The organism is Novosphingobium sp. (genome assembly GCF_030696665.1).
In the GTDB taxonomy this organism is placed as follows: Bacteria; Pseudomonadota; Alphaproteobacteria; order Sphingomonadales; family Sphingomonadaceae; genus Novosphingobium.
This window is the reverse complement of record NZ_JAUYRV010000002.1, coordinates 25,699-52,377: the sequence shown is the minus strand read 5'-3', so window position 1 is coordinate 52,377 and position 26,679 is coordinate 25,699. Positions and strand designations below refer to the sequence as shown.

The 26,679-nt window shown below is 61.3% G+C and carries 28 protein-coding genes; 15 read left to right on the top strand and 13 right to left on the bottom strand.

Annotated features, from left to right (window positions below):
• Positions 1 to 29: 29 nt before the first annotated feature.
• Entirely contained in the window at positions 30 to 1,202 is a 1,173-nt protein-coding gene (locus Q8R81_RS00315) for a flavin-dependent monooxygenase (RefSeq protein WP_305615034.1), read from the top strand.
• A 110-nt stretch (positions 1,203 to 1,312) separates the two neighbouring features.
• Here Q8R81_RS00315 and Q8R81_RS00310 read toward each other — a convergent pair whose 3' ends face one another.
• Positions 1,313 to 1,606 (bottom strand): hypothetical protein, encoded by a 294-nt coding sequence (locus tag Q8R81_RS00310; protein ID WP_305615032.1) that lies wholly within the window; start codon positions 1,604 to 1,606, stop codon positions 1,313 to 1,315.
• Between the two features lie 47 nt (positions 1,607 to 1,653).
• Positions 1,654 to 1,971, bottom strand: a complete 318-nt coding sequence (locus tag Q8R81_RS00305; RefSeq protein WP_305615030.1) for a hypothetical protein — start codon at positions 1,969 to 1,971, stop codon at positions 1,654 to 1,656.
• Here Q8R81_RS00305 and Q8R81_RS00300 point away from each other — a divergent pair.
• Positions 1,964 to 2,473 carry a hypothetical protein gene (locus tag Q8R81_RS00300; RefSeq protein WP_305615028.1) on the top strand — a complete coding sequence of 170 codons (510 nt, stop codon included), beginning with the start codon at positions 1,964 to 1,966 and terminating at the stop codon, positions 2,471 to 2,473. The genes Q8R81_RS00305 and Q8R81_RS00300 overlap by 8 nt on opposite strands.
• Positions 2,470 to 2,856, top strand: coding sequence for a VOC family protein (locus tag Q8R81_RS00295; protein WP_305615079.1), 387 nt, complete (start codon positions 2,470 to 2,472; stop codon positions 2,854 to 2,856). Before Q8R81_RS00300 ends, Q8R81_RS00295 begins: the two co-directional genes overlap by 4 nt.
• A 1-nt stretch (position 2,857) precedes the next feature.
• Here the strand turns inward: Q8R81_RS00295 and Q8R81_RS00290 are convergent, their stop codons facing one another.
• The 4 genes from Q8R81_RS00290 to Q8R81_RS00275 form a co-directional block, all read right to left on the bottom strand.
• On the bottom strand, positions 2,858 to 4,069 hold the full coding sequence (locus tag Q8R81_RS00290; protein WP_305615026.1) for an aromatic ring-hydroxylating dioxygenase subunit alpha: 1,212 nt from the start codon (positions 4,067 to 4,069) through the stop codon (positions 2,858 to 2,860).
• 163 nt (positions 4,070 to 4,232) lie between these two features.
• Positions 4,233 to 4,550 (bottom strand): 2Fe-2S iron-sulfur cluster-binding protein, encoded by a 318-nt coding sequence (locus Q8R81_RS00285; protein ID WP_305615025.1) that lies wholly within the window; start codon positions 4,548 to 4,550, stop codon positions 4,233 to 4,235.
• A gap of 134 nt (positions 4,551 to 4,684) precedes the next feature.
• Positions 4,685 to 5,326 carry a TetR/AcrR family transcriptional regulator gene (locus Q8R81_RS00280; RefSeq protein WP_305615024.1) on the bottom strand — a complete coding sequence of 214 codons (642 nt, stop codon included), beginning with the start codon at positions 5,324 to 5,326 and terminating at the stop codon, positions 4,685 to 4,687.
• Between the two features lie 4 nt (positions 5,327 to 5,330).
• Positions 5,331 to 6,014, bottom strand: a complete 684-nt coding sequence (locus Q8R81_RS00275) for an EthD domain-containing protein (protein WP_305615023.1) — start codon at positions 6,012 to 6,014, stop codon at positions 5,331 to 5,333.
• A gap of 182 nt (positions 6,015 to 6,196) precedes the next feature.
• Here Q8R81_RS00275 and Q8R81_RS00270 point away from each other — a divergent pair, with 182 nt between their 5' ends.
• Together Q8R81_RS00270 and Q8R81_RS00265 are read left to right on the top strand one after the other, a co-directional pair.
• On the top strand, positions 6,197 to 6,790 hold the full coding sequence (locus tag Q8R81_RS00270; RefSeq protein ID WP_305615021.1) for a malonic semialdehyde reductase: 594 nt from the start codon (positions 6,197 to 6,199) through the stop codon (positions 6,788 to 6,790).
• Between the two features lie 115 nt (positions 6,791 to 6,905).
• On the top strand, positions 6,906 to 7,766 hold the full coding sequence (locus tag Q8R81_RS00265) for a fumarylacetoacetate hydrolase family protein (protein ID WP_305615020.1): 861 nt from the start codon (positions 6,906 to 6,908) through the stop codon (positions 7,764 to 7,766).
• Positions 7,767 to 7,940: 174 nt separating this feature from the next.
• Here the strand turns inward: Q8R81_RS00265 and Q8R81_RS00260 are convergent, their stop codons facing one another.
• From Q8R81_RS00260 to Q8R81_RS00235, 6 genes are all read right to left on the bottom strand, one after another.
• Positions 7,941 to 8,717, bottom strand: coding sequence for an SDR family NAD(P)-dependent oxidoreductase (locus Q8R81_RS00260; protein ID WP_305615018.1), 777 nt, complete (start codon positions 8,715 to 8,717; stop codon positions 7,941 to 7,943).
• Between the two features lie 11 nt (positions 8,718 to 8,728).
• Positions 8,729 to 10,444, bottom strand: coding sequence for a class I adenylate-forming enzyme family protein (locus Q8R81_RS00255; RefSeq protein WP_305615016.1), 1,716 nt, complete (start codon positions 10,442 to 10,444; stop codon positions 8,729 to 8,731).
• Positions 10,445 to 10,557: 113 nt separating this feature from the next.
• Entirely contained in the window at positions 10,558 to 11,337 is a 780-nt protein-coding gene (locus tag Q8R81_RS00250; protein WP_305615014.1) for an SDR family oxidoreductase, read from the bottom strand.
• The gene (locus Q8R81_RS00245) at positions 11,337 to 12,347 is read right to left on the bottom strand and encodes a zinc-binding dehydrogenase (RefSeq protein WP_305615012.1); all 1,011 of its coding nucleotides are present in this window, start codon (positions 12,345 to 12,347) and stop codon (positions 11,337 to 11,339) included. Before Q8R81_RS00245 ends, Q8R81_RS00250 begins: the two co-directional genes overlap by 1 nt.
• Before the next feature lie 126 nt (positions 12,348 to 12,473).
• Positions 12,474 to 13,637, bottom strand: coding sequence for an acyl-CoA dehydrogenase family protein (locus Q8R81_RS00240; RefSeq protein WP_305615010.1), 1,164 nt, complete (start codon positions 13,635 to 13,637; stop codon positions 12,474 to 12,476).
• A 3-nt stretch (positions 13,638 to 13,640) separates the two neighbouring features.
• Positions 13,641 to 14,339 (bottom strand): GntR family transcriptional regulator, encoded by a 699-nt coding sequence (locus Q8R81_RS00235; protein ID WP_305615008.1) that lies wholly within the window; start codon positions 14,337 to 14,339, stop codon positions 13,641 to 13,643.
• Positions 14,340 to 14,579: 240 nt separating this feature from the next.
• Between Q8R81_RS00235 and Q8R81_RS00230 the strand changes: the two genes are divergently transcribed.
• The 6 genes from Q8R81_RS00230 (at position 14,580) to Q8R81_RS00205 (ending at position 20,930) form a co-directional block, all read left to right on the top strand.
• Positions 14,580 to 15,848: an alkyl sulfatase dimerization domain-containing protein gene (locus Q8R81_RS00230; RefSeq protein ID WP_305615006.1), complete on the top strand. Its 1,269-nt coding sequence runs from the start codon at positions 14,580 to 14,582 to the stop codon at positions 15,846 to 15,848.
• Between the two features lie 15 nt (positions 15,849 to 15,863).
• Positions 15,864 to 17,120 carry a sulfotransferase gene (locus Q8R81_RS00225; RefSeq protein ID WP_305615004.1) on the top strand — a complete coding sequence of 419 codons (1,257 nt, stop codon included), beginning with the start codon at positions 15,864 to 15,866 and terminating at the stop codon, positions 17,118 to 17,120.
• 112 nt (positions 17,121 to 17,232) lie between these two features.
• The gene (locus Q8R81_RS00220; protein ID WP_305615002.1) at positions 17,233 to 17,997 is read left to right on the top strand and encodes an SDR family oxidoreductase; all 765 of its coding nucleotides are present in this window, start codon (positions 17,233 to 17,235) and stop codon (positions 17,995 to 17,997) included.
• A gap of 16 nt (positions 17,998 to 18,013) precedes the next feature.
• Positions 18,014 to 19,195: an epoxide hydrolase family protein gene (locus tag Q8R81_RS00215; RefSeq protein WP_305615000.1), complete on the top strand. Its 1,182-nt coding sequence runs from the start codon at positions 18,014 to 18,016 to the stop codon at positions 19,193 to 19,195.
• Between the two features lie 19 nt (positions 19,196 to 19,214).
• A complete protein-coding gene (locus Q8R81_RS00210; protein WP_305614998.1) occupies positions 19,215 to 20,159 on the top strand; it encodes a VOC family protein in 945 nt (314 codons plus the stop codon).
• Between the two features lie 39 nt (positions 20,160 to 20,198).
• Entirely contained in the window at positions 20,199 to 20,930 is a 732-nt protein-coding gene (locus Q8R81_RS00205; protein ID WP_305614996.1) for an alpha/beta fold hydrolase, read from the top strand.
• Between the two features lie 71 nt (positions 20,931 to 21,001).
• On the opposite strand, the gene Q8R81_RS00200 is transcribed toward Q8R81_RS00205, so the two are convergent.
• Positions 21,002 to 21,388 (bottom strand): helix-turn-helix domain-containing protein, encoded by a 387-nt coding sequence (locus tag Q8R81_RS00200; protein WP_305614993.1) that lies wholly within the window; start codon positions 21,386 to 21,388, stop codon positions 21,002 to 21,004.
• 155 nt (positions 21,389 to 21,543) lie between these two features.
• Here Q8R81_RS00200 and Q8R81_RS00195 point away from each other — a divergent pair, with 155 nt between their 5' ends.
• The 4 genes from Q8R81_RS00195 (at position 21,544) to Q8R81_RS00180 (ending at position 26,619) form a co-directional block, all read left to right on the top strand.
• A complete protein-coding gene (locus tag Q8R81_RS00195) occupies positions 21,544 to 22,761 on the top strand; it encodes a cytochrome P450 (RefSeq protein ID WP_305614991.1) in 1,218 nt (405 codons plus the stop codon).
• Positions 22,762 to 22,765: 4 nt separating this feature from the next.
• Entirely contained in the window at positions 22,766 to 23,116 is a 351-nt protein-coding gene (locus Q8R81_RS00190) for a DUF4286 family protein (RefSeq protein ID WP_305614989.1), read from the top strand.
• 1 nt (position 23,117) lies between these two features.
• On the top strand, positions 23,118 to 23,876 hold the full coding sequence (locus Q8R81_RS00185) for an SDR family NAD(P)-dependent oxidoreductase (RefSeq protein WP_305614987.1): 759 nt from the start codon (positions 23,118 to 23,120) through the stop codon (positions 23,874 to 23,876).
• Positions 23,877 to 24,174: 298 nt separating this feature from the next.
• On the top strand, positions 24,175 to 26,619 hold the full coding sequence (locus tag Q8R81_RS00180) for a TonB-dependent receptor (protein ID WP_305614985.1): 2,445 nt from the start codon (positions 24,175 to 24,177) through the stop codon (positions 26,617 to 26,619).
• The last annotated feature ends 60 nt before the right edge of the window (positions 26,620 to 26,679 follow it).

Genomic DNA, 26,679 nt, shown 5'->3' with positions numbered 1-26,679 from the left:
CTTTGCTCCAAGTGGAAAAGGAGTTGCCTGTGGCAAGTGTCAATGTAACGAGCGAAAAAATCGATCCGCAATCCCTGATCGATGCCGCGCACGGATTGTTGCCGCTGATCGTTGCGTCTTGCGCTGAGGCCAATGCCAAGGGCGACGTTCTGCCCGAGACGATAGCGGCCATGAAGAAGGCGAAGCTGTTGCGCGCCTTCCAGCCCAAGCGGTGGGGCGGGCTGGAGCTTGATCCGCGTGAAGCATACGCCATCCAGAACGTATTTGCGCAAGGCTGCGCTTCCACGGCCTGGGTCTATGGCGTGCTTTGCGTCCAGTCGTTCATGCTTGGGCGCATGGACACGCTGGCGCAGTCAGACGTGTGGGCCAATGATCCCGACGCACTGGTCTGTTCCTCATTCATGCCGACGGGGCGGGTAACTCCGGTCGAAGGCGGCTACCGCATCAGCGGGCGTTATGGCTTTTCCAGCGGCAGCAGCCATGCGCAATGGGCAATCGTGGGCGGAATGGTGCCGCCAGATGATGCCCGCCCGGCGCCGCAAATGCGGCTGTTCCTTGTGCCGATGAGCGACCTTGAGATCGACCGGGTGTGGGATACGTTCGGGCTGCGCGCCACCGGCAGCAACGATCTGGTCATCAACAATGCGTTCGTGCCGGCTTACCGCACGTATGTTCCGGATGCCGGGATCATGCCGCTGCCGCTTTCGTCCGGCCTGCCACCGCTGTATCGCCTGCCGTGGCTCTATGTGTTCGGCTCGTCGATTTCCAACCTTGCGGTCGGTGCAACGCGCGGCGCGCTGGCCACGTTTACTGCGGTGACACGTGATCGTCAGGGACCGATGGGTTCGGGGCCTTCGCGTGAGAACGCCCGCTTCCTTTCCGCGATTGGGCGGACCCGCGTTGAAATCGATACGGTCGAGCGCCAGTTGGCCGACAATTATGCAAGGCTGGCCGACCATGTGGCCCGCGATCTGGCGCTGCCTCAGGATGAAGCGCTGCTCTATCGCGGCCAGTTGACCAGCAACCTGCGCAAGCTGGTGGTGCTGGTGGATGAAATGATGCTTTTGCTTGGTGCGCGCGGCATCCAGCGCGGTGGGCCGTTGACGCAAGTGTGGCTGGACCTGTCTGCGGCGCGCGCTCATGCCGGCAACGACCCGACCGCAATCCATGCGCAGATCGCCGGCGAATTGCTCAACGCCTGAACCCGGCGCACCGTCTGACAGGAAAACGCCGCCGGATAACCCCGGCGGCGTTTTGCCTGATGCCAGAATCGCTCCGCGCCGACTGGTGAACCAGCCAGCGCGGAAAGCAATCAGAGGCGGCTGATTTCCTTGTTGGTCAGCGTGGTCACCAGACCACGTTCGCTGGCAGTGAGCGAAGCAATCGGAATCGAGATCATCTTCATATCGCGGATCACCACGACAGCATCACCGCGCACGCGATCAACACGGCCGATTCGGCGGCCTTCGGCCGACCATACCATTTCGCCACTCTTGATTTCAGGAGCGGTTGTTGCCGCAGCGGCTGCAACGGGTGCCGCAGTCTGGGCTGCGGCGGGGAGTGCAACAAGGCCAAGAGCCAGCGCGAACACGGAATGAATTTTCATGTTTGTCACCAATGTTTCAATGCAAAAGGTAACGGGGTGTCCCGCCATCATCGCCAGATAATCAAGGTTGAATGAATTGTCGATACTGATTCGGAAATAACTTGATGCTGCGTGAACAACACGTCAGACGGCACTCTTGCGTGCAGGACTGATAGGGTCCAATCTTGAAAAAGGCCGCCGAACAATGTGCGTCGCCGCACCGGAGATGGTATGGAGCCACCAGAAGCGTTGACCAGCGATGACGCCGGAATCAATTCAGCAAAATCTGCAAGAGGTGCACTGCCGTCTGCTGCCAAGCGTTCTGTTGGCCGGCCACGGCGACTGACGCTTGATGCAATTGTCGATGCTGCCTGTGCGGTGGGCATTGATCAGCTGGAAATGTGTTCCGTGGCAGAACGCCTGAACACCGGCGTGGCCACACTTTACGGTTATGTGCGGGGCCGCGATCATCTGCTGGAACTGGTTGCAGAACGCATGGCAACCCGCGCGCTGGCCGATACGTTTGGCGGCACTTGGCAGGAAGTCCTGCGGGGCCATGCCGCGCTCTGCTTCGAAATGTTCAAGTCCAAGCCCGAGATGATCGGCAACCTGATTGGCGGTGAAAAGTCTGACCGGGAAGTGGCCTACGCCGTCAACATCATGGCGATGCTGGAAAACCGGGGTCTTTCGCACGATGATGCAGCCGACCTTTATGTCGAGGCCAATCAGGCGGTTATCGGCGCTGCGGTGATGCTGGTCCGGCGCAATATACTGGCCAAAGCCGGGTTGGATCAGGATGGCAATGCCATTTCGCTGCCGCCCGGACTCGGGGATTACCGGCCCACGCTGGACCGGATCGTGCGCGATTACGAGGAGCGCGTGGCATAGGCATCTTCACGCATGTCTGCCTTGGCAGCAACGATATTGCCCGTGCCGAAGCGTTCTACGACGCGGCCTTGGCACCGTTGGGTATCAAGAACGTGGGCCAATTCCTCGATCAGGGGATCGGCTATGGCCGGAAAGTGGCTGAACTCCTGATCTTGCGCCCGCTAGATGGCGCGCAGGCGCGGGCTGCAAACGGTGGCACGGTCAGCTTCAAGGCACCAATACGGGACGCGGTGCGCGCCTTTCATGCCGCAGGGCTTGCGGCAGGCGGTGCCGATGCGGGAGCGCCCGGCCCGCGTGGTGCGGTCGAACATGCCTTTGGCGCATACCTGTTCGATCCCGATGGCAACAAGATCTGCGCATACTGCTTCAGCGCGCCCGATTGAGCTAACGCTTCACATGCGGGGCCAGCACCGGCGTTACGCGCAAGGCCGGGGAGATGGTTTCAGGCCCGATCTTCCGGTCTATTTCCTCGTTATACCACTGGATAAACTGCTCCTGAAAACTCAGCACGACCTGGGCAATATCGCCTTGCTCGTAGGAGCGCTGGATCGTCGGAAACAGGCCGATGTCTTCGGCCAGCACGGTCTGCTGGTTTTGCAACATGCCCTCCCAGAACCGGGCGTCCTCTTCGTCATCGCGCTTCCACCCGATGAACATGTTCGACATGACCATCTTGTCAGGGCCTTTTGGCCAGAACGTCTGCCAGTTGAAGCCTACTGGATCGAGCGCGGTAAAGCTGTTGGGGAAGCAGGGCAGGGCAAAGACGTGATCCTTGAAACGGGTGGTGAAATCATCGGGCGCGGCGCTGTCATGCCCTGCTGAAAAGAATGACTGGCCACCGCGCTTGCGGGTGACGAAGCGCGCATGGCCACCGTCGAACAGCGAGACGGTGAAGCTTTTGCTTTCAAGGTAGGGTGACAGCGTTTTGGCGTGCACGGTGTTCACGTGGTAGATTTCAAGGAAGTTGTCGAAAGCTGTCTTCCAGTTGCAGTCTATCTCAACGTCAAGAACCGCTTTCACCACCATATCGTCGATGGGAAAGTCATCAATTTCGGCATTTAGTGGCGCAAGAAAATCGGCGAGGGATGCCGCGTCTTTATCGAAGTTGATGAAAATGAATCCGCGCCACGTATCGCACCGCACTTGGTGCAGCGCCTTGTCTGCCTTGTTCAGGCAGGCAAAGTTGTGCGCTTCGGGCACCGATTTCAGTTCGCCGTCGGATGAATAGCCCCACGCGTGGTAGGGGCAGATGAACCGCTTTGCCACGCCTTCGGCCTGTGTAACCAGCGCCGCTCCGCGATGGCGGCAGGTGTTCTTGAACGCCCTGATGCGGTCGTCGCTGCCACGGCTCAGGATGATCGACTGATCGAATTGTTCGAACAGGCGGTATGATCCCGGCGCGGGCAGCTGGCTGGCATGGCCAACGCACAGCCAGCTTTTGCGAAAGACGTGCGCCATTTCCAGCCGGTAGAATTCGGGATCGAAATAACGCGCCGCCGGAAGATCTGGCAGCGCCGGGAAATGTTCAGGGTAGGCCGAGCGGCGAAATTCGCTTTCGACCTCGGTATACATCGCTCCAAGAGTGTCCTGATCCATCCGGCGTTTTCCCCATCCTGTCCTGCGGCGCAGTGGTCATGGGGTAACATCATCGGAATGGTTGTGCAGTTACCCTTGCTTGACGGTCAGTCTGGAAGCATCAGGCCGAGACGGCTAAGGCGGCGCAACCAATAGCACACCGCCTACCACCGCATCTGGCGCTTCAGTCTTCCGGAGCGATGGTCACGCGCAGGCCGTCAAGTTCGGCGGTGAAGTTGATCTGACATGACAGCCGCGAATTGGCCTGGCGGTGGTCTGAACTGTCAAGCAGGTCGTTTTCATCGGCGGTGACAGCGGGAAGCTGGTTGGCCAAAGGCCCATCAACATAGACATGACACGTTGCACACGAACAGCACCCGCCGCACAGCGCCAACAGTTCATCGGCACCTGCATCACGGATGATTTCCATGACCGAAACATTGGTGGCGGCATCGATGCTCTGTTCAGAACCATCGCGCGTGGTGACGATAAGCGTGGGCATTGCTGAAACTACTCCGAAAGTGATGGTGATGGCTTTATCACCAACCGTGCCGCACCTGCGCTATTCCGAAACACGCTGTCCCCTGTCTGTGGATAGGCGCTGATGGGGTGGTTGGCCAAGGCTGGGGCGGCACCCTACTTGCGCAGTGCGCGCATGATGAAATCGAGCGCGAAAGTGCGGGTCTCATCGGCATTGCGCTGCCATTTCCGCCCTGAATAGCGTTCGAGCATCTGCGTGGATGACAGGCAGCCAACGGTGATGATCACGGTCATGAATTCAATCCGGTTGCTGTCGATGTCTGCGTGAAACACACCGTCGGCCTGGCCGCGTCGCACCACTTCTGCCAGGCGATCTGCCAATGTCTTCTGCAGCTGCCGGATTTCATGGATGGATCGCAACTGCGCGCCGCCGTGCATGCTTTGGTCAAGCGACACCATGCCCAGCACGGGGTCTTCGGCGTAGATGTCGTACACTTCTTCCACATAGGTGCGGATGGCGTCGTCGGGTGCCAGATTGTCCAGCGGGATTTTCAGCAACCGCTCGTTGGTCTTGATCGATATGTCCTTCAGCAGTTCCCAGTACAGCTCGTCCTTGCCCTTGAAATAGAAGTAGACGATCTGCTTGCTCACTTTGGCTCGGCGGGCGATGTGCTCCACCTTCGTGCCGTCAAAGCCGTTGGCGCCAAACTCCTCGCGCGCCGCTTCAAGGATCTTGCGAATGGTGGCCTGTGGATCACGCGGGCTGCGGGGACGGGGTTCGGGTTGATCGTGGCTCATCGCGTCAGACAACTGGCCAGCCGCGAGGCGTTCCGGGTGCGGTGAACAACTCCTGTTCGTCCACCATCATCGTGACGATGGCCGCCTTGTCGGCAAAAAGCGCCTCATCCTGGGCAATGGCGCGCATCACCGGCGCGTCCTGTCCGATCAACGCAAGATCGGCAGGGTCGACCCAGAATTCCGGCATCCCGTCATAATCGCTGGGCGAACCGGGCGGCTGATCGGTGGCGATCACATGGTTCTGATAGTAGAGTTGCAGAAAATCACCGCCGTTGTGCTCAACCATGCCAACTTCGACATGGCGGCCACGCCAGTGCGCCTGCACTTCCTCACGCGTCAGATGAGAAAGCCCCTTCAGCGTTACCATGATCTTGTTGGGCAGGGGGCGGCTGCCTCTGTCGTGGATCAGCAGCGCTTCAACGAACAGCTGCACGGCATCGCCATGCGCGTGGATACTGGCGGCTAGGGCATTTGCGCCGGTCTCATCGGCAAACCACGCCTCCACCACGGCGACGAAGGTTGGCGTGTCCTGCGTGCCGGTGCGCACATTCATCGGCAGCACTTCGTTGAAGACAAGCCGCTTGAGGCCGGGGAGATGCCGCTTAGCCTGCATGGTGACAAAGGTCTTCCACGCTTTAACCGGGCGATCCGGCCGCAGCAGTGAAATAAGTTTCACAGGTCCGTTCATGGCGCTCCTCAGGTGCAGGCAGCTCACGCGCCTGTCGTTCGCTTCACGCATATGCACCAAGCCGCGCTGGTAACCTTCCGACGGACGGGGCCTTGGCATTTATCCTGACCCGTCGTGCGGCAGGTCACGCCACGTGCGCGCCGCCGCCATTGGAGTGCCGCCTGATTGATCATGGGGATATGATGGACAAGACACCGCTTACAGACCCTGCGCTTGCCCAGTTGTTCACGCAGGCGCGCACGTATAACAGTTGGTCGGATCGCCCGGTGGACGATGCGACCGTGCGGCAGCTTTACGCGCTGGTATCGGCCGGGCCGACGACCGCCAATTCCCATCCCGGCCGCTTCGTCTTCATCCGCAGCGCCGCTGCGCGGGCACGGTTGCGCCCACACCTGAGCGCTGGAAACGTTGAAAAGACGATGGCTGCACCGTGCTGCGTGATCGTCGCCTATGACACTCGGTTCCATGAATTCATGCCGCAGCTGTTCCCGTCCCGCGATTTTTCGGCGACATTTGCAGGCAAGGACGCGGTAATTGCCGATACCGCCATGCGCAGTTCAACGCTTGCTGGAGCCTATCTTATCCTTGCGGCGCGGGCATTGGGGCTTGATGCAGGGCCGATGTCCGGTTTCGACAAGGACACGCTTGAGGCCGAGTTCTTTCCGGATGGGCGCTGGAAGGCAAATTTTCTGTGCAACATCGGGTATGGCACCGATGACCAGTTGTTCCCCCGCAACCCCCGCCTTGCTTTCGAACAGGCGTGTCTCGACTTATAGGAGCAAACGCGGCGATTACGCCGGCTCTCTTGCGTTCACCCATCCAAAGAAAGGTGGCGGAGGGCCGCGGTCCGCATCTAGGGTTGGCAACACCTTTATGGATGAGGAGTCTTTGATGCGGTTCGTTCGATACGATGATGGCGGCACCCCCCGCCTTGGCCTGGTCCGTGGGGAAGCGATCGTGTCGCTTGCACCGATCGCAGACCGTTATCCTACCATGCATGCGATCATCGAAGGCGGCGACGCTGCTTTGGCTGCGGCGCGTGAACAGCTTGAGACCGGTTCCGATGCGCTGGCGCTGAAAGATGCCAAACTGCTCGCCCCGATTGAACGACCGAGCAAATTCATGGCCATTGGCATGAACTACGCCAAGCACCTTGAAGAAGCAGACCGTCTGGGCATCGCCCGCGTTGCCAACCAGATCTGGTTCAACAAGCAGACGACCTGCATTTCCGGGCCTTATGATGCGATCGATCCGGGTGTAACGGAAAAGCTCGATTATGAAGTCGAACTCGGCGTCGTGATCGGCAAGTCGGCCAAGAAGGTCAGCGTGGAAAACGCCAAGGACTACGTGTTCGGCTATTTCGTGGTGAACGATGTGTCCGCGCGCGATTGGCAATTTCAGTCGCCCACGATGACAATGGGCAAGTCGTTCGATACGCACGGTCCGATGGGTCCGTGGATCATCACGGCGGATGAAGTGCCCGATCCGCACGCACTGGATCTGCGCTGCTATGTGAATGGCGAACTGCGTCAGTCGAACAACACTGGCAACATGATCACGAACGTGTGGTCGCAGATTTCCCACTTGACCACTGCGTTCACGCTGCTGCCGGGTGATCTGATCGCAACCGGTACGCCTGAAGGCGTTGCTGCAGGGATGGAGCCGCCGGTATTCCTGAAGGTTGGCGACGTGATCCGCTGCGAAGTCGATGGCGTCGGCGCAATCGAAAACAAGGTAGTCGAACCCGCCTGATCTGGCATTGCGAATGCCCACCCCCACTCCCCGCCGCTTGGGGGAGGGGAGTGGGACTTGCGGTTTCGCAGGTGACATCAGTCGCAGCGGGGTGGGCATGGCAACGCACGGTTTGCGCACAAAAAAGGCCCCGCGCGGTTATCGCGCGGGGCCTTTTTCACGTCTGCAAAAAGTTTACTTGGACTGCCCCGTCCCGCTTCCGGTGGCGGGCATCAGCATGTTCGACATGCCGCCATCGACCAGCACATCGATACCGTTGATGTGCCCGGCTTGTGGGGAGCACAGGAACAGGATCGCGCGGGCGACGTCTTCGGCGGTGCCAAGCTTGCCCAGCGGAATTGAGGCTTCACGTTGCTTGCGGCGCGTCTCGTCATCATATCCCGCCTTGGTCATCGGGGTATAGGTCGGCCCCGGCGAGACGGTATTGCAGCGGATGCGGTCCGGCCCCCATTCTATCGAAAGCTGTCGCATCAGCATAAGCAATGCGGCCTTGCTTGATGAATAGAAGCCCAGCGCTGGCGTTGGTTGCGTGGCAGACATCGACGCGGTCGCAATGAACGCGCCTTGGGCTTCGCGCAAATGTGGGTGCGCCGCTTTGCCGATCAGCCACGTTGCGCGGGTGTTGATACCATAGATCAGGTCGAACTGCTCGGGCGCCAGATCGACCAGCGCGCCGCCCATGATGATCCCGGCGTTCGAAATCACTGCATCGATTCCGCCCATATGCGCGATCGCCGCATCGACGATGCGCGTGCCGCAATCGAGTTCGGACAGATCGACGACGACCGTGGCCGCCGACGCGCCGATGGCATCGGCCACCACGGCCAGATTCGCCGCGTCACGATCAGCCAGCAGCATCTGGTGATCGCCGGGGATGGCAGTGCCATCTGCCAGCAGTTCGGCACAGGCCCGGCCAATGCCGCTGGCTGCCCCGGTGATGATGAAGCGCATGGGCCTGTTCCTTATTCCTCGATACCGAGTTCGGCGATCAATTGCTGCCGCAGCTTGAACTTCTGGATCTTTGAGGCCGACATTGGCCATTCGTCAATCAGGCGGATGTGGCGCGGCACCTTGAACGAAGCGATGCGCGTGCCGACAAAGGCGATCAGTTCAGCAGCAAATTCCTCGGCCGATGATGTGATCGGCCCGTCGGTTTCAACAAACGCCGCCGGAATTTCCGCAAGGCGCGCGTCGGGCAGGCCGACCACTTGCGCCAGCCGTACCAGCGGGTGCGAGGCGAGCACTGCCTCGACTTCAGCTGCCGCCACGTTTTCACCACCGACCTTGAGCATGTCCTTGAAGCGGCCATGAAACATCAGGTGCCCGGCCTCATCCAGAGATCCGATGTCACCCGAATGATACCAGCCACCTGCGTCGAGCGCCTCTGCGGTCTTTTCCGGATCCTTGTAGTACCCATCAAACAGGTTGTAGCCACGGATCAGCACTTCGCCGCGCGTACCGGTGGGCAGATCATGCCCCTGCGCATCGACAATGCGCACCTCAACACCCAGAAGCGGCGTGCCGAGCCGGGTGAAGCCCATTTCGGGGTCCATGTCATATCCGCCAGTGGTCACGATCCCGCTCGCCTCGGTCATCCCGAAAGTGCCGACCTGGCGCATGTTCGGTGCCTTGTCGCGATACGCCTGACCCACACTGGCGGGCATGAACGCAAAGCAGGAATTTTGCAGGCGCACCGACGACATATCGGCCTTGGCCCAATCGGGATGCGCGATCATCGCCTGATGGAAAGTGACGAACGGCAGGAACATCATCGTCACCTTCTCCGCCTCGATCTGGCGCAGACTTTCGCCCGGATCGAAGTGGGGTTGGCCGATGAATGTGCCGCTGACATTGACCGCGCCAAGCATCGCCAGCATCGCGGCGATGTGGAACAGCGGCATCGGCGACCACGCGCGTTCGTCGGGTGTGAATGCCCAGCGGTTGGCGGTCAGGTTGATCGTCTCGCGCACGATGGCTTCGTGGCTGAGCAGGCAGCCCTTGGGGTTGGCCGAAGTTCCCGAGGTGTAGAGGATCATCGCGGTATCGCGCAGGCGCACACACAGGCGGCGGCGGTGGACATTGGCAATCGGCACCCCCGCAGCGGCGGCATTGAACGCGTCCTGACCAAGGAAGCCCGGGGCAAGTGCGCCGGAACCCGCGCCATCGCTGGCGCGCAGAACCACGATGCGGCGCAATGCAGGCGCGCTGGCCAGTGCCAGTGCGGCAGGGTCGCCCTGCTGCGCCAGATCGGCAAAAGCCTCGGCCAGGCGGCCCGTAAAGTCGACATGCTGGGTCTGCGTATCGTCGGTTACGATGGCGACAAGATCGGCGTTGTCGGCCACGTAGGCCATTTCAGGCGCCTTGTAGCGCGCGTTCATCAGCACCGAAACCGCGCCGATCATCGCATTGGCAAACAGCGTTTCGACAAAGGCGATGCCTGATGGCAACAGCACGCCCACATGATCGCCCGGCCCGATGCCAAGCGCCAGCAGCGCGCGCGCCTTGTGCAGCACCGCATCGACCAAGGCGGCATAGGTTTTGCGGCCTTCGGGGAAGACCAGCATTTCCTTGTCCGGCGCGCGGTCGCAAGCGCTCAGCAACAAGTCACCCAGCGTAGTCGCCGCGATGCGCACGCGTGACAGGTCTTCCGACAGACCTTGCGCTGAATCCCTATCCATCATCCCCAACCCCAATTTTCATCTGCACGCCACGCCCTCAAATCCGTCACACTGATGGATTACGGCGCACCTCACGCTTCCGTGCCTCCCCGCCGATAGGGGGAGGCGCGCGTTCAGCCGCAGCCGACCACGCCGCCGTCGACCGGAATCTGTGCGCCGGTAACGTAGCCACCGCCCTTGCCGCACAGGAACAGGATCACCGCTGCGATGTCGCCCGGCTTGCCCAGACGGCGCAGCGGAATGTGCGCCAGCAGCGTGGGGTCGACGGCGTCGTCGGTGCGCATGTGCGCGGTCATCTTCGTCGGGAAGAACCCGGGGATGACCGCGTTGACGGTGATGTTGCGCTCCGCCAGATCACCGGCCAGATCGCGCGTCATCATGTGGACGGCGGCTTTTGATGCGGCATAGCTGTAGGCTTTGAGCCGCTCGGCCTTCATCCCTGCGACCGAACCGATGTTGATGACGCGCGCCGGATCGTCGGGCGTCCCTGCGGCGGTCAGTTCGGGCAGGAGTTCGCGAACCATCGTGAACGGCGTCTGCACGTTCACCGCCATCACGCCGGGCCAGGCCTTGTCGGGGAAGGTATCGATTTCGCCGCCCCACGTCTTTCCCGCATTGTTGATCAGGATGTGGCACGGGCCAACCGCCACGCGATACCGCTCGACCAGTTCCACCGCCGCTTCGGGTGTGGAAAGATCGGCGGGCAGCGCGATGCAACGGCCCAGCCCTGCCATTTCGGCCGCCGCCGCTTCGCAAACATCGGCCTTGCGCGATGTGATCGCCACGGTCGCGCCAGCAGACAGCAGCCCTTCGGCGATCATCCGGCCAAGGCCCTGCGCACCGCCGGTGACGAGCGCGGTCTTGCCCGTCAGGTCAAACAGACCGGCGGACATCACATCACCACCGAAATCTTGCCGAACGAATGCGCATCACGCAGATGCAGCAGTGCTTCGCGTGCTTCGGCCAGCGGGAAGGTCCGCTCGATCACCGGCTTGATCTTGTGCGTATCGGCAAAGGCCAGCATTTCGCGGAAATCGGTGGGATCGCCCACTTGGCTGCCCAGCAGAGTGGCGCTTTTCAGGAACAGGTCGGTGGCGTTGAACTTGATCTCGTTGCCTGCGGTCGAACCGTAGATCACGATGCGCCCGCCCGGATTGATCGCGCGGATATAGTTGGGCAAGCTGGGGCTGGGCGCACCATCAAGCACGACATCGACGCCGCCGGTCATCTTGCCAACCTTCTTGCGCCATTCGGGATCGGTAAACAGCAATCCATCCTTCGCGCCCATCTTGCGTGCGCTTTCAAGCACTTCTTCGCTTTCGCCGGTGCACCACACATCGCAGCCCAGCGCCACGGCGAAGGCTAGGCCAAACGTGGCGACGCCGCCGCCGATGCCCGAAATCAGCACCTTCTCGCCCGCTTTGAGCTGGCCCTTGAACATCAGCGCACGCCACGATGTCAGCGCGGTCAGCGGCATTGCGCCCGCTTCTTCCCACGTCATGAACGCGGGCTTGGGCGCAAGGTTTTCTGCCGGAACGCAGATGTATTCGGCAATCGTGCCGGGGAAGGGCATGCCCAGCAGGCCGAAATCGGCTGCAGGCGTATCGCGGCGCGGACCCCACTGGCGCGCAGGGTAGATCACCACTTCGTCGCCCACACTGGCGTCGCTCACGCCTTCGCCCAGCATGTCGACCACGCCCGCGCCATCGCAGCCCATCACCGAAGGCAGGGTCATGCCGGGATACTGCCCGTGCGCGATAAACAGTTCGCGGTGGTTGACAGACGCTGCCTTGATCGCAACGCGGACTTCGCCCGGACCGGGGGTGGGCACATCCACTTCTCTTACCGCAACGGCTTCAGGTCCATCGGTGGTTTCGAGCAGCAGCGCCTTCATCTTCGTCATCGTATCGTACCCCGGTTGCATCCGGCCGACGGCGCGGCCTTTGTGCTGCGGTGCGCGACCGTCTGCGTTGCGAAACCTGTCAACCGATAGGCTGGCAGGTTTCGCGAAGCCTGAGGGGATGTGAGGTTAGTATGAGCGCGGCAGGCCAAGGCTCTCGGCAATGCCGTTGCGCACCATTTCGTTGGTGATCGGCCCGATCCGCCACAGCCGCGAATCGCGCCAATATCGCTGCATGTCGGTTTCCGCCGAATAGCCCATGCCGCCAAGAATCTGGATGCCGAGGTCCGCTGCCTGATTGGCGTTTTCCGAAGCCATCAGTTTCAGCATGTTCGCTTCGACGCCGACGGGTTCCCCCCGGCTTTGCTTGTCGGCGCAATACATCAGCATCAGTTCGGTGGTTTTCTGCATTGTGGCAATGTCGGCCACGTAATGCTGAAGGCTCTGAAACCGGCCGATGATACCGCCAAACGCCTTGCGCTGCTTCATGTAATCGACCGCGTCTTCCAGCACGCCGTCGATCACGCCAAGGCAGAACGCACCAACCATGATGCGTTCATTGTTGAGCGTGGGCAGCAGCATGTACCAGGCCTTGTCCGGCTCACCCAGCACCAGTTCATCAGGCACGAAGGCATCTTCGAAATGGATCGAACACGATCCCATTGATCGCATGCCCAGCTTGGCCAGCGGGGTGATCTTCACGCCCGCCGTCTTGGTCGGCACCCAGAACAGCGTCAGGCCTTGGTGCTTTTTCTCCGCAGCCTTGTCGCTGCGCGCGATGACGAGCAGGTAATCCGCCACATGCGCTGACGAACTCCAGATCTTTTCGCCGTTGATCTTCCAGCCGCCGTCGACACGCTCTGCCGTGGTGGTCATCGCACCCAGCAGGTCGGTTCCACCTGCAGGCTCGGTAAAGGCAATCGCGGCCTTTAGCTGGCCCGTGGCGATCAGCGGCAGAAACTTCTTCTTCTGCTCCTCGCTCCCATAAAGCCCGATGGACTTCGATCCGGCGAATGACGTTATGCCCCATATCCATGCAAGGCCGCCCAGCGACCGCGCCAGTTCGCGCGCCAGCAGCATCTGCATCAGCACATCGCCGCCCTGACCCCCGAATTCTTCGGAAATGCCAACCCCGTGGAAGCCTGCCTCGGTAAACTTGTCCCATAGCGCGAAAGGATAGGCGTGTTCATCGGCTTCAAGCTTGCGCGCCCATTCCTTTGGCACTTCGGCATCAACCCAACGGTGCACCATATCGCGGAACGAGCGGTATTCTTCGGGAAGTTCGAAATCCATGCGTCAGTCTCCTGAAGGTTGAGCCGCCGCGATGGCAGGGTCGGCAAGCGCGATCATGCGGGCGGCAAGGGTATCGAAATGGGCGAGCGCCTGTGCGTGATCGCCAATCGTGATTGCGGCCAAAATGGCCTGATGAAGACGCAGGCCTGCGTGGCTGATCGTGGCATCTCCGCGCAGCAGAATGAAGCGCGCCACCAGCGCCAGCCGGTCCAGCGTCACGCGCAGCAATTCTCTGTTTGCGGCTGCCGCAATCACCGTCGTGTGAAAGGCATGGCTGGCGCGGATAGCTTCGAGCCTGCCGACGGGCAGGCTTTCCTGTCCCTGACCGATGACGAGTGCGTAGCGTTCGACCTGCACGCGCAATTCACGCAGTTGCGCAGGCTTTACCTGCGGCATCCCGCGCACATAGCCGAGCCGCCACAAATGCGCCTGCACATCCAGCAGATCGTGCGTTGCGGCAAGGTCGATGGGCGTTACCCGCTTGTGACGGTGCGCTTCGATCTCGACCAATCCTTCGGCCTGCAGCACGCTCATCGCTTCACGCACGGGGGTTGCGCTCAGCCCAAGCTGCGCGGCCAACGCGGTTTCACGCAGGAACGTGCCGGGTTCCAACGCGCCCGTTACGATGGCGTCACGCAATGCATCGACCACGGCATCGCGCCGGGTGACGGGGGGTTGAGAGCGGACAAGCGAGAGCGACATGGGTGAGGGCGACTCCTGCGGACGGGGTGTGACAGCGTCGCTTTAACCTGAAACCTGCGCCGTCGCCATACATTCTATAGAATATAGATATTGCAATCAGGCCGTGGCTTGCACGCGATAGTCTGGGCGCACTGCAACTACTGACCGCGCTTGCGCTGCGCGGCACCTGTCCCGACGATAGGTGGGAGAAAGGGTGGGACTGATACCACCTGAACCAATGCACGCAGCCAGGAGAGGCGCATGACCCGCTTTCGCACGCTCGACCATCCGATGATCGCCGCCATCGCGTGGAACCCTGATCGTCCGGCAGAATGGATCAGCGATCACATCGCGATGAACCGCGCCACATCCAACGCCTATCTGATCCCCGGTGATGACGGCGATGTGGTGATCAATACCGGCACGGCGGTGCAGGGCGAACAGATCCGCAAGAACTTCGAAGCACTGATCGGGCGGCCGCTGAAGGTGACGCAGATCGTGTTTACCCAAAGCCACCCCGATCATACCGGTGGCTGGCAGTTCTTCGCCGATGACGGTGTGGGAACCATTGTCCAGCGCAAGTTCGAACGGATCTGCGCGGAACGCAAGTTGATGGGGCGCTTCTTCACCCGGCGCAACGCCAAGGTTCTTGCCGCGCTGATTCCGCCGGGCGATAGCGGCGCGTTCTGGTTCGAAGCGCGCGATCCGCAACCCCTCACCGTATTTGCCGACGCGCACGATATGACCGTCTCGGGCCGCGATTATCGCCTGCTGTCGATCCCCTCGGGCGAAACGCTTGATGCGCTCGCTGTGTGGATGCCGCAGGAAAAGACGCTGTTCTTTGGCAACTGGGCGGGCGCGATCATGGGCGCATCACCCAATTTCTACACTGCGCGTGGCGATCGTGACCGCTCCATCGTGTTCTGGCTGGAAGAATGCCAGATGATGATTGACCTGAGCCCTGAAATGCTGGTGACTGGGCATGATGATCCGATCATCGGCGCAGAGGCCGTGCGCGCGCATCTGACGAAATTGCGCGATGCGGTGCAGTATCTCCATGACGAAACCGTCGCGGGCATGAACGAGGGCAAGACCCTGCCCGAACTCATGGCCGAAATCGCCCTGCCGCCGCATCTGGTTTTGCGCGATGGGCGCGGACCGGTGAACTGGTATGTTCGCGCGATCTGGGAAGAATATGCAGGCTGGTTCCGGCAGGAACGTACCAGCGAACTTTATGCCACGCCGCCAAGCGCCATCTGGCCAGAAGTGGTCGCGCTGGCGGGTGGTGCGGGGGTTCTCGCCGAAAAATCGCGCGCGCATCTGGCCGCAGGCGATGTGGAAAAGGCGCTCCATCTGATCGAGATGGCTGCCGTTGCCGCGCCGGATGACCGCGGCGTGCGCGAAACCGAACTCGCCGTTTACGAAGCGCTGGCTGACCGCACGCAGGGCCGGGTTTTCGACGAACTCGGCTGGCTTGAAAGCGCCATCATCGAAACCCGCCGCGCGCTTGACGCCGGTCCGGTTGCTTAAGGGAGGATCGCTGCCATGTCCGACGTTGCCGAAAAGATCCGCATAACCGATCTTGCCCACCCTGTGTTGACCGACATTCAGGCAGGCGCGCTTGCCTTCTGTCAGGCCAATCCCGTCACGCTTGATCCCGAAGTGGTGCTTGCCGCTGCGCAGGCGGGCACCGGCCTTTCCGATTTCGGCGCGCCCGACTTCCGCGAACGCCTTGCCGTGTGGATGCGGGCGGGCGATAACGATACTGAATTGAGCGCCGCCGGGCGCAACACGCTGTTCAATGAAGCGGTGCGGCTCGCCTCCAACCGTCTCCAGCTTGAAAATACGGTGCGCCGCCACCCCGAAATCCTCGACATTCCGATCGAGCGCCCTCTGATCATCGCGGGCCTGCCGCGTTCCGGCACGACCTATACGCTCCAGTTGATGTCCGCCGACCCGCGCCTGCGCTCTTTGCCGCATTGGGAAGCGGTGCGCCCCATCGCGGCCCCGTGGATCAAAGACGGGAAGGACACACGCTATGATCTGTGCGCCGCCGAGTGGGCACAGACCGATGCCGTCATGCCCTATATCAAGATGATCCACGAATTTTCGCCCGATCACATATCCGAAGATATTGAACTGCAAGGCCTCGATTTCGGAGGGTACTATTTCGAATGGATCGCGCATGTGCCCGAATGGCGCGATTACCAGTTCGCGCATGATGCCACCTCGGTCATGCGCTATGTGCGCAAGGCGATGCAGGTGCTCAGCTGGCAGAAAGGCCCCAACCGCTGGGTCACCAAATGTCCGCAGCACATGGAACAACTGCTGGCGGTGCGCGGCGCGTTCCCCGATGCCTATATCGTCATTAATCACCGCGATCCGGTCGCCTCGATCCAGTCGGCGATCACCGGCATTGCCTATGGCGCGCGGCTGACCCGCACCCGCGTGGATATGCAGGCCATCGCCGAGTACTGGATCGACCGCTACGAAAAGCTGCTGCGCGCCTGCGTGCGCGATCGTGACCAGCTTGATCCGGCACAATCGTGCGATCTGTACTTCCACGAACTGATGGCCGATCCGTTCGGCCAGCTTGAACGCGTCTATGCTGGCGCCGGGGTGCCGTTCGATCAGCAGACGCGCGATGCCTTCCAGCAAGCAATCGATGCCAACAAGCGCGGCAAGCATGGGCAGCTGGCCTACAACTTGCGCGAGGATTTCGGGATCGATCCTGCCGCCATCCGCGAACGCTTCCGGTTCTATCACGAACGCTTCCCCGAGGTACGTATCGAGGTGAAGTGACGCGACCGCGCCCAACCTGCCATAAGAAAGGTTGCCAGCCATGCCGTGCCGGGCATGACCTTTCCAAACGCCCCCGCGACAGAGCCGGGAGCAGCAGAAACGCGGAGCGGAAATGAACGGAATACTGTCGGTTGAAGGCAAGACAGCGCTGGTGACGGGCGGCGGCAGCGGCATTGGCCGGATGATCGCGCAAGTGCTGGTGGCGCAAGGTGTGCGCACCTACATCGTCGGCCGCACCGCCGCCACGCTTGAAGCGACCGCCGCCGAACTGTCTGCCAGCGGCACCTGCATTGCGCTGCCGGGTGATCTTTCGAATGTCGAAGGCGGTCGCGCGGTCGCCGCTGCCTTTGCCAAGCTGGAACCCCGGCTCGACCTGCTCGTGAACAATGCCGGCACGATGTACGATGCCCCGCTCGACAGCTTTACCGAAGAGGGCTGGGATCAGGTCGTCGACCTCAATCTGAAGTCGGTGTTCTTCCTGACGCAGGCCCTGCTGCCGCAACTGCGCGCAGCAGCTTCGGCCGAATCCCACGCCGCTGTGGTCAACATCGGATCGATCGGCGGCCTGCGCATCGGGCCGAAGGAAAACTATTCGTATCAGGCCGCCAAGGCCGCGCTGCACCATATGTCGGGCGGCCTTGCCAAGCGTCTTGCGGCAGAAAACATCACCGTCAACGCCATCGCACCCGGGTTCTTCCCGTCGGCGCTGACCCCGGTGGACAAGCCCGAGATTGTCGAGATGATGTCCAACATGGTGCCGCGCAAGCGTATCGGTACGCCCGAGGATATTGGCGGCACCGTGGCATTCCTCGCCAGTCGCGCGGCCAGCTTCATCACCGGTGCGGTCATCCCGCTCGAAGGCGGCATGGCGCTCTGACCGGCAAGGACCAGACGTGAGCGCAACCGTCATCACGCCCTTCGAGGTCGCATTCGGCACAGCCGACATCGCGGACTTGCGCAGCCGTCTGGCGCGCACCCGCTGGACTGACTGGCTGCCGGATACGGGTTGGAGTTACGGCACCGACGAAGCCTTCACCAAGCGGCTGTGCGCCTATTGGCAGGACGGGTTTGATTTCGCCGCGTTCACCGCGCGGCTCAACGCCTGGCCGCAGTATCTGGCAGACGTGGGCGGCGAACAGATGCACTTCTACCACGTGCGCTCGCCGGTGCCGACAGCGCGCCCGCTGGTGCTGGTGCATGGCTGGCCGGGGTCCGTGGTTGAATTCCTTGACCTGATCGGCCCGCTTACCGACCCTGAGGCACATGGCGGCAGCGCTGCCGACGCGTTCCACGTGATCGTTCCCTCGCTACCCGGATATGGCTTTTCCAGGCCGACCCGCAATCCCGGCGTCAATACGCACAAGGCAGGCACGATGATCGCCGCCGTTATGGAAGCGCTCGGTTATCCGCGCTATTTCCTGCAAGGTGGCGATTGGGGTTCGATCGTTACCAGTGCGATGGCGCAGAACTACCCGGACCGGGTTGCTGCTCTGCATGTCAACATGGCGCCCGGCGGGCCGACCAACCCGGCGATCCCGGTGGACGGGCTGGACGCAGATGAAGCTGCCGAATACGCGCGGCTCGGCCAGCACATGGCGATGGATTCGGCCTATGCTTTCGTCCAGTCCACCCGCCCGCAGACGCTGGCAGTGGCCATGAACGATTCCCCCGCAGGCCTTGCCGCGTGGATCATCGACAAATTCTATGCCTGGACCGATCACGGCGGCGATCTCGAATCCGTGTTCGGCCTTGATCACCTGCTCGATAACCTGTCGATCTACTGGTTCACCGGCACCGCCGCGTCCAGCTTCCGACTCTACCACGAAAGCAACTTCCGCAGCGCCTATGCCCATGCGGTGGTCGATGTGCCGACCGGCATCGCGCGGTTTGCGGGCGAGCCGTTTCGCTGGCCGCGTTCGCTGGTCGAGGCCACGTACCGCAATGTCGTGGACTGGCAGGAACTTCCGCAGGGCGGCCACTTCGCCGCGTTTCAGCGCCCGGACGATTTCCTGCGCGTGGTGCGCAGCTTCTTTGCCCGTCAGCACATCGCTGCCCCTGAACATACCGCAATCTGACGATGAGAGGACAATGACAATGGCCAATACAGAGCCAGCCGGCGGCCCCGCCATTCACTCGCTGGATCACTTCTGCCTGAGCGTGCCCGATCTGGAAGTGGCCCGGTCGTTCTACACCGAGTTTGGCCTTGATGTGCGCGATGCTGGCGGCACTCTTGAACTTTACACGTTCGGCAATCCGCACCGCTGGGGGGTGATCCGCCAAGGCGGCGCGCGCAAGAAGCTAGAGTATGTCTCGTTCGGCGTGTTCAAGGGCGAACTTGAGGCATTCCGGCGGAAGTTCGAAGCCCTTGGTGTCGAAATCACCGGCACCCCTGCGATGGGCGAAGATGGCGGCATCTGGTTCCGCAACCTTGATGGCATGGCAATGCAGGTGATCGAGGCGGAGAAGTGTTCGCCCGATACCAAGGCGCAGTTCCTGACCCAGTCGGTCGGTCCCGGCGAATGCGCTGCGGTCCCGCGCAGCAAGGCCCCCCGCGTCCACCCGCGCCGCCTGTCGCACTTTCTGATTTTCACCAGCGACGTGATGCGCGACATCGACTTCTATGAAAGCACGCTAGGCCTGAAACTGTCAGACCGTTCTGCCGATGCAGTGGCATTCATGCACGGCGTCCACGGCAGTGACCACCACCTGCTGGCACTGGCCGGATCGGCCGGCCCCGGGATGCACCATTGCAGTTGGGACGTTGGCACGATTCAGGAAGTCGGCGTGGGCGGATCGCATATGGCAAGCCTCGGGTTCGACAAGGGCTGGGGCGTTGGACAGCACGTCCTGGGTGCAAACTACTTCCACTATGTGCCCGATCCGTGGGGCAGCTATGCCGAATACAGCTGCGACATCGACTTCATCCCTGCCGGGCACGATTGGCCTGCAGGTAACCACCCACCCGAGGATTCGATGTTCCTGTGGGGTCCGGCACTGCCGGACAACTTCATCACCAATTTCGAGCTTCAGGACGCCTGAGGCAGCCCCGGAACATGAAGATTCAAGGATAATCCGACGATGGCAAACGTAGTTTTCCTCCACGGCGGCGGCATGGGCGGCTGGGTCTGGGCCGAACTGGCCAAGACATTGCGCGCCGAAGGGCACACCGTGTTCACACCCACCTTCACCGGTTTTGGCGAACGCTCGCACCTGATCGGGCGCGATGTGACGCATGACGTCCACGTCACCGACATCGTCAATGTGCTGACATTTGAAGATCTGCACGACGTGGTGCTGGTGGCGTTCAGCTATGCCGGGACAGTTGCGCCCGGCGTTGTGGCGCGTGCGGGCGACCGTATCGCCCGGGTTATCTATTTCGACGGCATCGTGCCCCTGACCGGCAAAAGCGTCGGCGAAGCGGTGGGCTACATGAAGACCGAAGACGCTGCAGGCCTTGATGCTCTGCTCGCCTCGGGCGAAGGCCCGATCGGCACCGGCGTTGATGAAATGCAGCGCAATGGTGCCAAGGAAAAGCCGATGAAGATGTCTGCCGAACGGCAGGAATGGCTGTTGGCCCATCTTAGCGACATGCCCCTGCGCGGGATGGTCAGTCCGGTCACGCACGGTGCAGAAGCCATCGACAAGCCTGTCGATTATCTTGCGATCCTGGGCGATGTGATGGACCCTGTGCAGCATGATCGCGCACGCGCGCTGGGCTGGAATGTCGAGACGGCAGGGCCAGACATCGACCACGCCTTCATCGTTGGCGCACCGGACCGTGCGCTGGCGTTCCTGCGCCCGCGCCTTTAATGCCTTCGCCCGCCCATGTTGGAATGTTTCCCGGGGGAAACATTCCAACATGGCTGGGCAGAACACGCGGTCTAGCTATCGGCTGCCATACTGGCGCGAGCGGGCCTGCCGAATTCGCGCGACCAGTTCATCAGCGCCCAGATGGCGGGTTCAAGCGCGATCGTGGCGTCGGTCATCGCATATTCCACACGCGGCGGCACTTCGGCAAACACGGTGCGCGTCACCAACCCATCGGCTTCGAGTTCGCGCAACTGCCGGGTCAGCATGTGCTGGGTGACCCCGCCAATCGTCCGCAGCAGTTCTCCAAAGCGGTGGGCGCGGTGATAGAGCAGCCACAGGATCTCAAGCTTCCACTTGCCGGATATGAGCGTGAGCGCCCGCCGCAGTTCGGCGTAGTCCTCGGGCTTTACTTCCTGATTCTTCAGAATTGGCCGGTTTTGCTCAATAGGCACATTCATAATACTAACCTACGAAAATTGATCCTACTTGTTGTGTTTCATGCTGTCCGATATTTCAAACTAATGGAAGCCGGAAGTTCATGCCGTTTAAAGCGGAGCGCGATGCTCGGCTTGTGCAGGCAGCACTCCCGGCCCTGCACGCGGAGAGCAATGCCATGAATTTCCAGCTACCCGACCCGGTGATTCCGGCCCACGTTCCGGCAGACCTTGTTCGCCCGTTTCCCTATATGTTCGGCACGAGCACGCAGGCCGATCCGTTCGGCGATTGGGCACCTGCCGTCCATGAAGGTCCGGCGATCTTCTATGCCCCGCATGCCTATCCCGGTTTTACCCCGGCATGGATCGTCCGCCGCATGGCGGATCTGCGCAAGATCTACATGGATACCGAGACGTTCTCGAGCAAGGACTTCTCGCCCTATTCCAAGATGGTCGGTGATACCTGGACCAACCTTCCGGTGGAGTTCGATCCGCCGCAGCATGGCAAGTACCGCGCCTTCATCAACCCGCTGTTCACGCCGTCTGCGATGGCCAAGCTGGAGGGCCGCATCCGCAGCTATGCGGTGGATTACATCGAATCCTTCCGGGAGGGCGGATCGTGCGAATTCATGGCCGATTTCGCGTTCGAGTTCCCGATCAAGGTGTTCCTTGAACTGATGGACTTCCCGCTGAGCAATACCGCGCAATTCCTTGAATGGGAAACCGGGTTGCTGCACGAAATGGACATGGCCAAGATGGCCGACGCCACGCGCAACGTTGTGGCATTTCTGCGCGACCAGATTGGAGAGCGGCGCAGGAATCCCGGCACCGACATCATCAGCTATGCGCTGGGCGTCGAGGTTGCAGGCCAGAAGCTGAACGATGATGAACTGGTCGGCTTTGCCTTCAACCTGTTTATCGGCGGGCTGGATACCGTGTCGACCAACATGGGTCTGCAGTTCCTCCACCTGGCGCGCAATCCCGCCGATCAGCAGTTCCTGAAGGATAATCCGCAGCGCATTCAGCACGCCATTGACGAAATGATGCGCGCTTATGCCGCCGTCACCACTTTCCGCACGTGTACGAAGGAAACCGAAATCGGCGGCGTGACGATGATGCCGGGCGACAAGATTGCCATGTCGACCACGCTGGCGGGCCGCGATCCCGAAGAGTTTCCCGAACCTGATGTGGTCCGCTTCGACCGCAACCCGCGCCACGTATCGTTCGGGTTCGGTCCGCATATGTGCGTTGGCATGCATCTGGCGCGCCGTGAAATGCGCATCGCGATCGAGGAATTCGTAAAGCGGATTCCGTCGTTCCGCATCGAGGCGGGGCACACAGTCGAATATCATCTCGGCATGATCCAACCGGTCAAACTGCCGCTTGTCTGGGGATAATCACATGCCGCAATTTGCCTATGTCGTGCACAGCAATCCGGTTGCGGGGCGCGAGGACGAATACAACGACTGGTACAGCAATCGCCATCTGGCAGACGTTGTCGCCGTGCCTGGCTTTATATCCGCCCAGCGATTTCGCTTGACCGACAGCGAGGCCGAAGGCGCGCCACAGCAGAAGTACATGGCGATCTATACGATGCAGACCGACACGCCGGACGAGACACTGGCCCACCTCACGTCGCTGGTCGAAACCGGCACCATGCACATGAGCGAGGCCTTCTCGATGGAAGGCATGGCGACGCACCTTTATGAAGCGATCACGCCTGTGGTCGGCGCTCCGGCAAAGGGCAACTGATATGACTGGACATGAATTCGAAGGCAAAGTGGTGCTGGTGACGGGCGCTGCATCCGGACTTGGCCGCGCTGCCAGCCTGCGCTTTGCGGCAGAAGGTGCAAAGGTTTGTCTGGCCGACGTCAACGCGCAGGGGCTGGCCGAAACAGCGCAGCGGATTGCCGACACGGGCGGACAAAGCGCGGTGTTTGCCGCCGATCTTGGCGATCCTGCCAATTGCGCGCGCGCCGTTGAAATTGCCGTTGAGACATTCGGCAAACTGGATGTGCTGTGCAACATCGCGGGCATCCTGCGCTTTCACGCATTGGCCAATGTCACCACCGAAGACTGGGCCAAGCTGTTTGCCGCCAATGTTACCGCGCCGTTTTTCCTGATGCAGGCCGCGATGCCGCATCTGGTGGAAACCAAGGGCAACATCGTCAACGTGGTGTCCACCGCGGCCTTCCTTGGCCAGGCCTACACCGCCCCCTATGGCGCGACCAAGGCGGCGCTGCTGAGCCTCACCAAGTCTTTGGCGATGGAAATGATGCATTCGCCGGTGCGGATCAACGCGCTTGCGCCCGGCGGGATGCTGACGGAAATGGTCACCACGCTGGAATTTCCGCAAGACGCCGATCAAAGCCTGATCGCGCGCTATATCGGGTTGCGCCCGCCTGCGCAGCCGGAGGACATTGTGGAGCCGCTGATGTTCCTTGCTTCTGACCGCGCGCGCTCGGTCCACGGTGCGTGCTACACCGCTGACAGCGGCATAACTGCAGGCTGATCCCTGCCCGGCGGAAGCCGACGCTCAATACGCTTTTCACAATCTCCATCCGGAGAACAGCTGGCTGTGCCCACTGCAGACGTGCGCCGAAATTCCGCGTGAACCTGCAAGTTGCACATTTACAACGCTTTTTTGAAAATCATTGGCGCTGCACAGCAATGCGCTCAAACCCTGTCGTTCGGTAGGGAGCGGCGGGTGCAGCAGTTTTGTAGCGGGCGTCAGGCCAGCAGCGATCGTGGATCGCGTTGACGTTCAAGGTGCCGCGCCGGACAGGCAGCGGCTTTTGGGAGAATTCTTGATGAGTGCCAAATTTACGCAGCTTCTTTGCGGTTCGGCGATTTCCGCCCTGCTAATGGCTGCTGGAACCGCGCGCGCCACCGATGTGGCCGTTGCCGAGCAGACGACTGACGATTCGATCAGCGCGCAGGCCGACAACGCGCTTGCTGACGCCGATATTGTCGTCACCGCGCGCCGCCGCGATGAACGCCTGCAGGACGTGCCGGTCTCGGTCGTGGCGTTTTCAAGCGCAGCGCTGGAACGCAGCAGCATTCAGACGATTGCCGATATCCGCACGATCGCACCGGGCCTGACGTTCTCGTCTGAAGGTGGCAAGGACAACACCGCCGTTACCCTGCGCGGTATCGGCCAGATCCCGACAGGTGAAGTGACGCCGGGTGTGGTCACCTATTTCGCCAACGTGCCGATGGCCTCGCTGGGTTCGAACGTGCCGACATATGACATCGGCAACATTCAGGTGCTCAAAGGCCCGCAAGGCACACTGTTTGGCCGCAACACCCTTGGCGGTGCCGTGCTGATTGCTCCGCAGGCGCCAAAGGCAGACTTTGGCGGCTATGTGCAAGGCACGTATGGCAATTTCGATTACCGCGAAGTGCAGGGCGCGCTCAACGTACCACTGATCACAGACGTGCTGGCCGTGCGCGTTGCGGGGCAGATCCGTCGTGCCGATCCGCTGACCTATTCGATCAACGGTGGTGACGGGTTCAACAACATCCATCAGGACAGCGCGCGCGCATCGGTGCTGTTTACGCCAAACGACTGGCTGACGAACACGACCGTGGTCGATTATTTCAAGGCCCGCGAATATGGCTCGGGCTACTATCTGCTGCGCCAGAACTTCAGCTTTACCAACCTGTTCGCGCCATCGCTTGGCCCGGTGGCAGGCGGCATTGTTGGTGGCGCACTGGATGCGCAGACCGCCGGTTACCTCGCCCAGCAGCAGGACAACTTCTACGGCGCGTTCACCGACAGTTCGGGTTCAGGCCGTTCCAACCGCCGCAATTTTGGCATTTCGAACGACACATCGGCGTCGTTTGGCGACTTCACGCTGCGCAATATCTTCGGCTTCCGCAAGAACCGCAGCGACCAGTTGATCAACACCGCTGCCTTGGGGCCGACGTCGCTTCCGGGCGCGCTGTTCGGCAGCCCGGTGGATGTACCGTTCACGGTGTTCCACGCCGCCGCGCTGATCCAGCGCAAGTATCTGACGGACGAGGTGCAGTTTCTTGGCAACTTCGACAAGTTCAACTTCATCGTCGGCGGGTTCTACAGCCACGATACGCCCGACGGTCCATCAGGCTCGACCTTCGAGGCGTTCGTGACCCCCGGCGCACCGGCCTCGGTCGTCACTGCAAACGTCACCAACACCAACTACGCTGCATTTGGCCAGGTGACCTACAAGCTGACCGACAGCGTTACGGTCAACGCAGGCGCGCGCTACAGCTGGGATCGCGTGTCGGCGTGTGGCGGTGCCATCGGCACGACCTATGCGTCTGACGCCGCATGCCGCGAAATTGCAGCGCGGGGGCTGGCTGATGGCGTGGGCGTTGTTTCCAACCGTGGATCGGCACCAAGCTGGACGTTCGGGATCGACTGGAAGGCCACGCAGAACCTGCTGCTCTACGCTGTCACTCGTCGCGGCTATCGCGGAGTCAATATCAACACGCCACTGTTCGAAACGCGCTTCACCACCGGCGGGACCGACGCTGCCTGCGGCTTCGGCAGCGGCCAGTGCGTTGATCTGCGGCCCTTCCAGAAGACCGGCAAGGAAACGCTGACCGACGTGGAAATCGGCGAGAAGTGGAGCTTCGACATCTCGGGCGCGCGTGGCCACATCAACACTGCCGTGTTCTACAGCAAGTACAAGAACGCCCTCCAGTTCCTCAACGCGCAGGCGCTGGTGCCGTCGAATGCGCCGGACAATCCCACCAACGGATCGTTCGGGGTCAATGCGGCTGATCTGTCGATCTATGGTGTGGAAATTGATGCAGCAGTCAGCCCCGACCGCAACTTGACGATCTCGTTGAACGGCGCATTCACGCACATGACGGTGGACAAACTGACGCTGCCTACCGTGACCGGCATCTCGTTTACCGCAAACGACGTGAACAGGTATTCGCCAACCTTTTCAGGGACTGCCAGCGCCAGCTGGACGCTGCCTTTCCATCCGGCAGATGGCGATGTGATCCTGAACGGCGATCTGTTCATGACAGCAGACTTTGGCGGCCAGTATGGCGAGAAGTTGCCGGGCTATCATCTGGTCAACATGCGGCTGGACTGGAAGAACATCGGATCAACCGGGTTCGATCTCGGGTTCTTTGCCCGCAACCTGACCAAGGCGCGCTACTTTGCGGCACCCGACGTCCTGCTGAAGAGCTTCCCGGTCAACTCCGTCGCGGTTGGCGATCCGCGCACTTATGGCGTGGTTGCCCGGTTCTCGTTCTGATTGGTCATCCCAGCCCTGTGTATCTCCGGATCGGCGATTCACAGGGCTGGAATTCCGTTG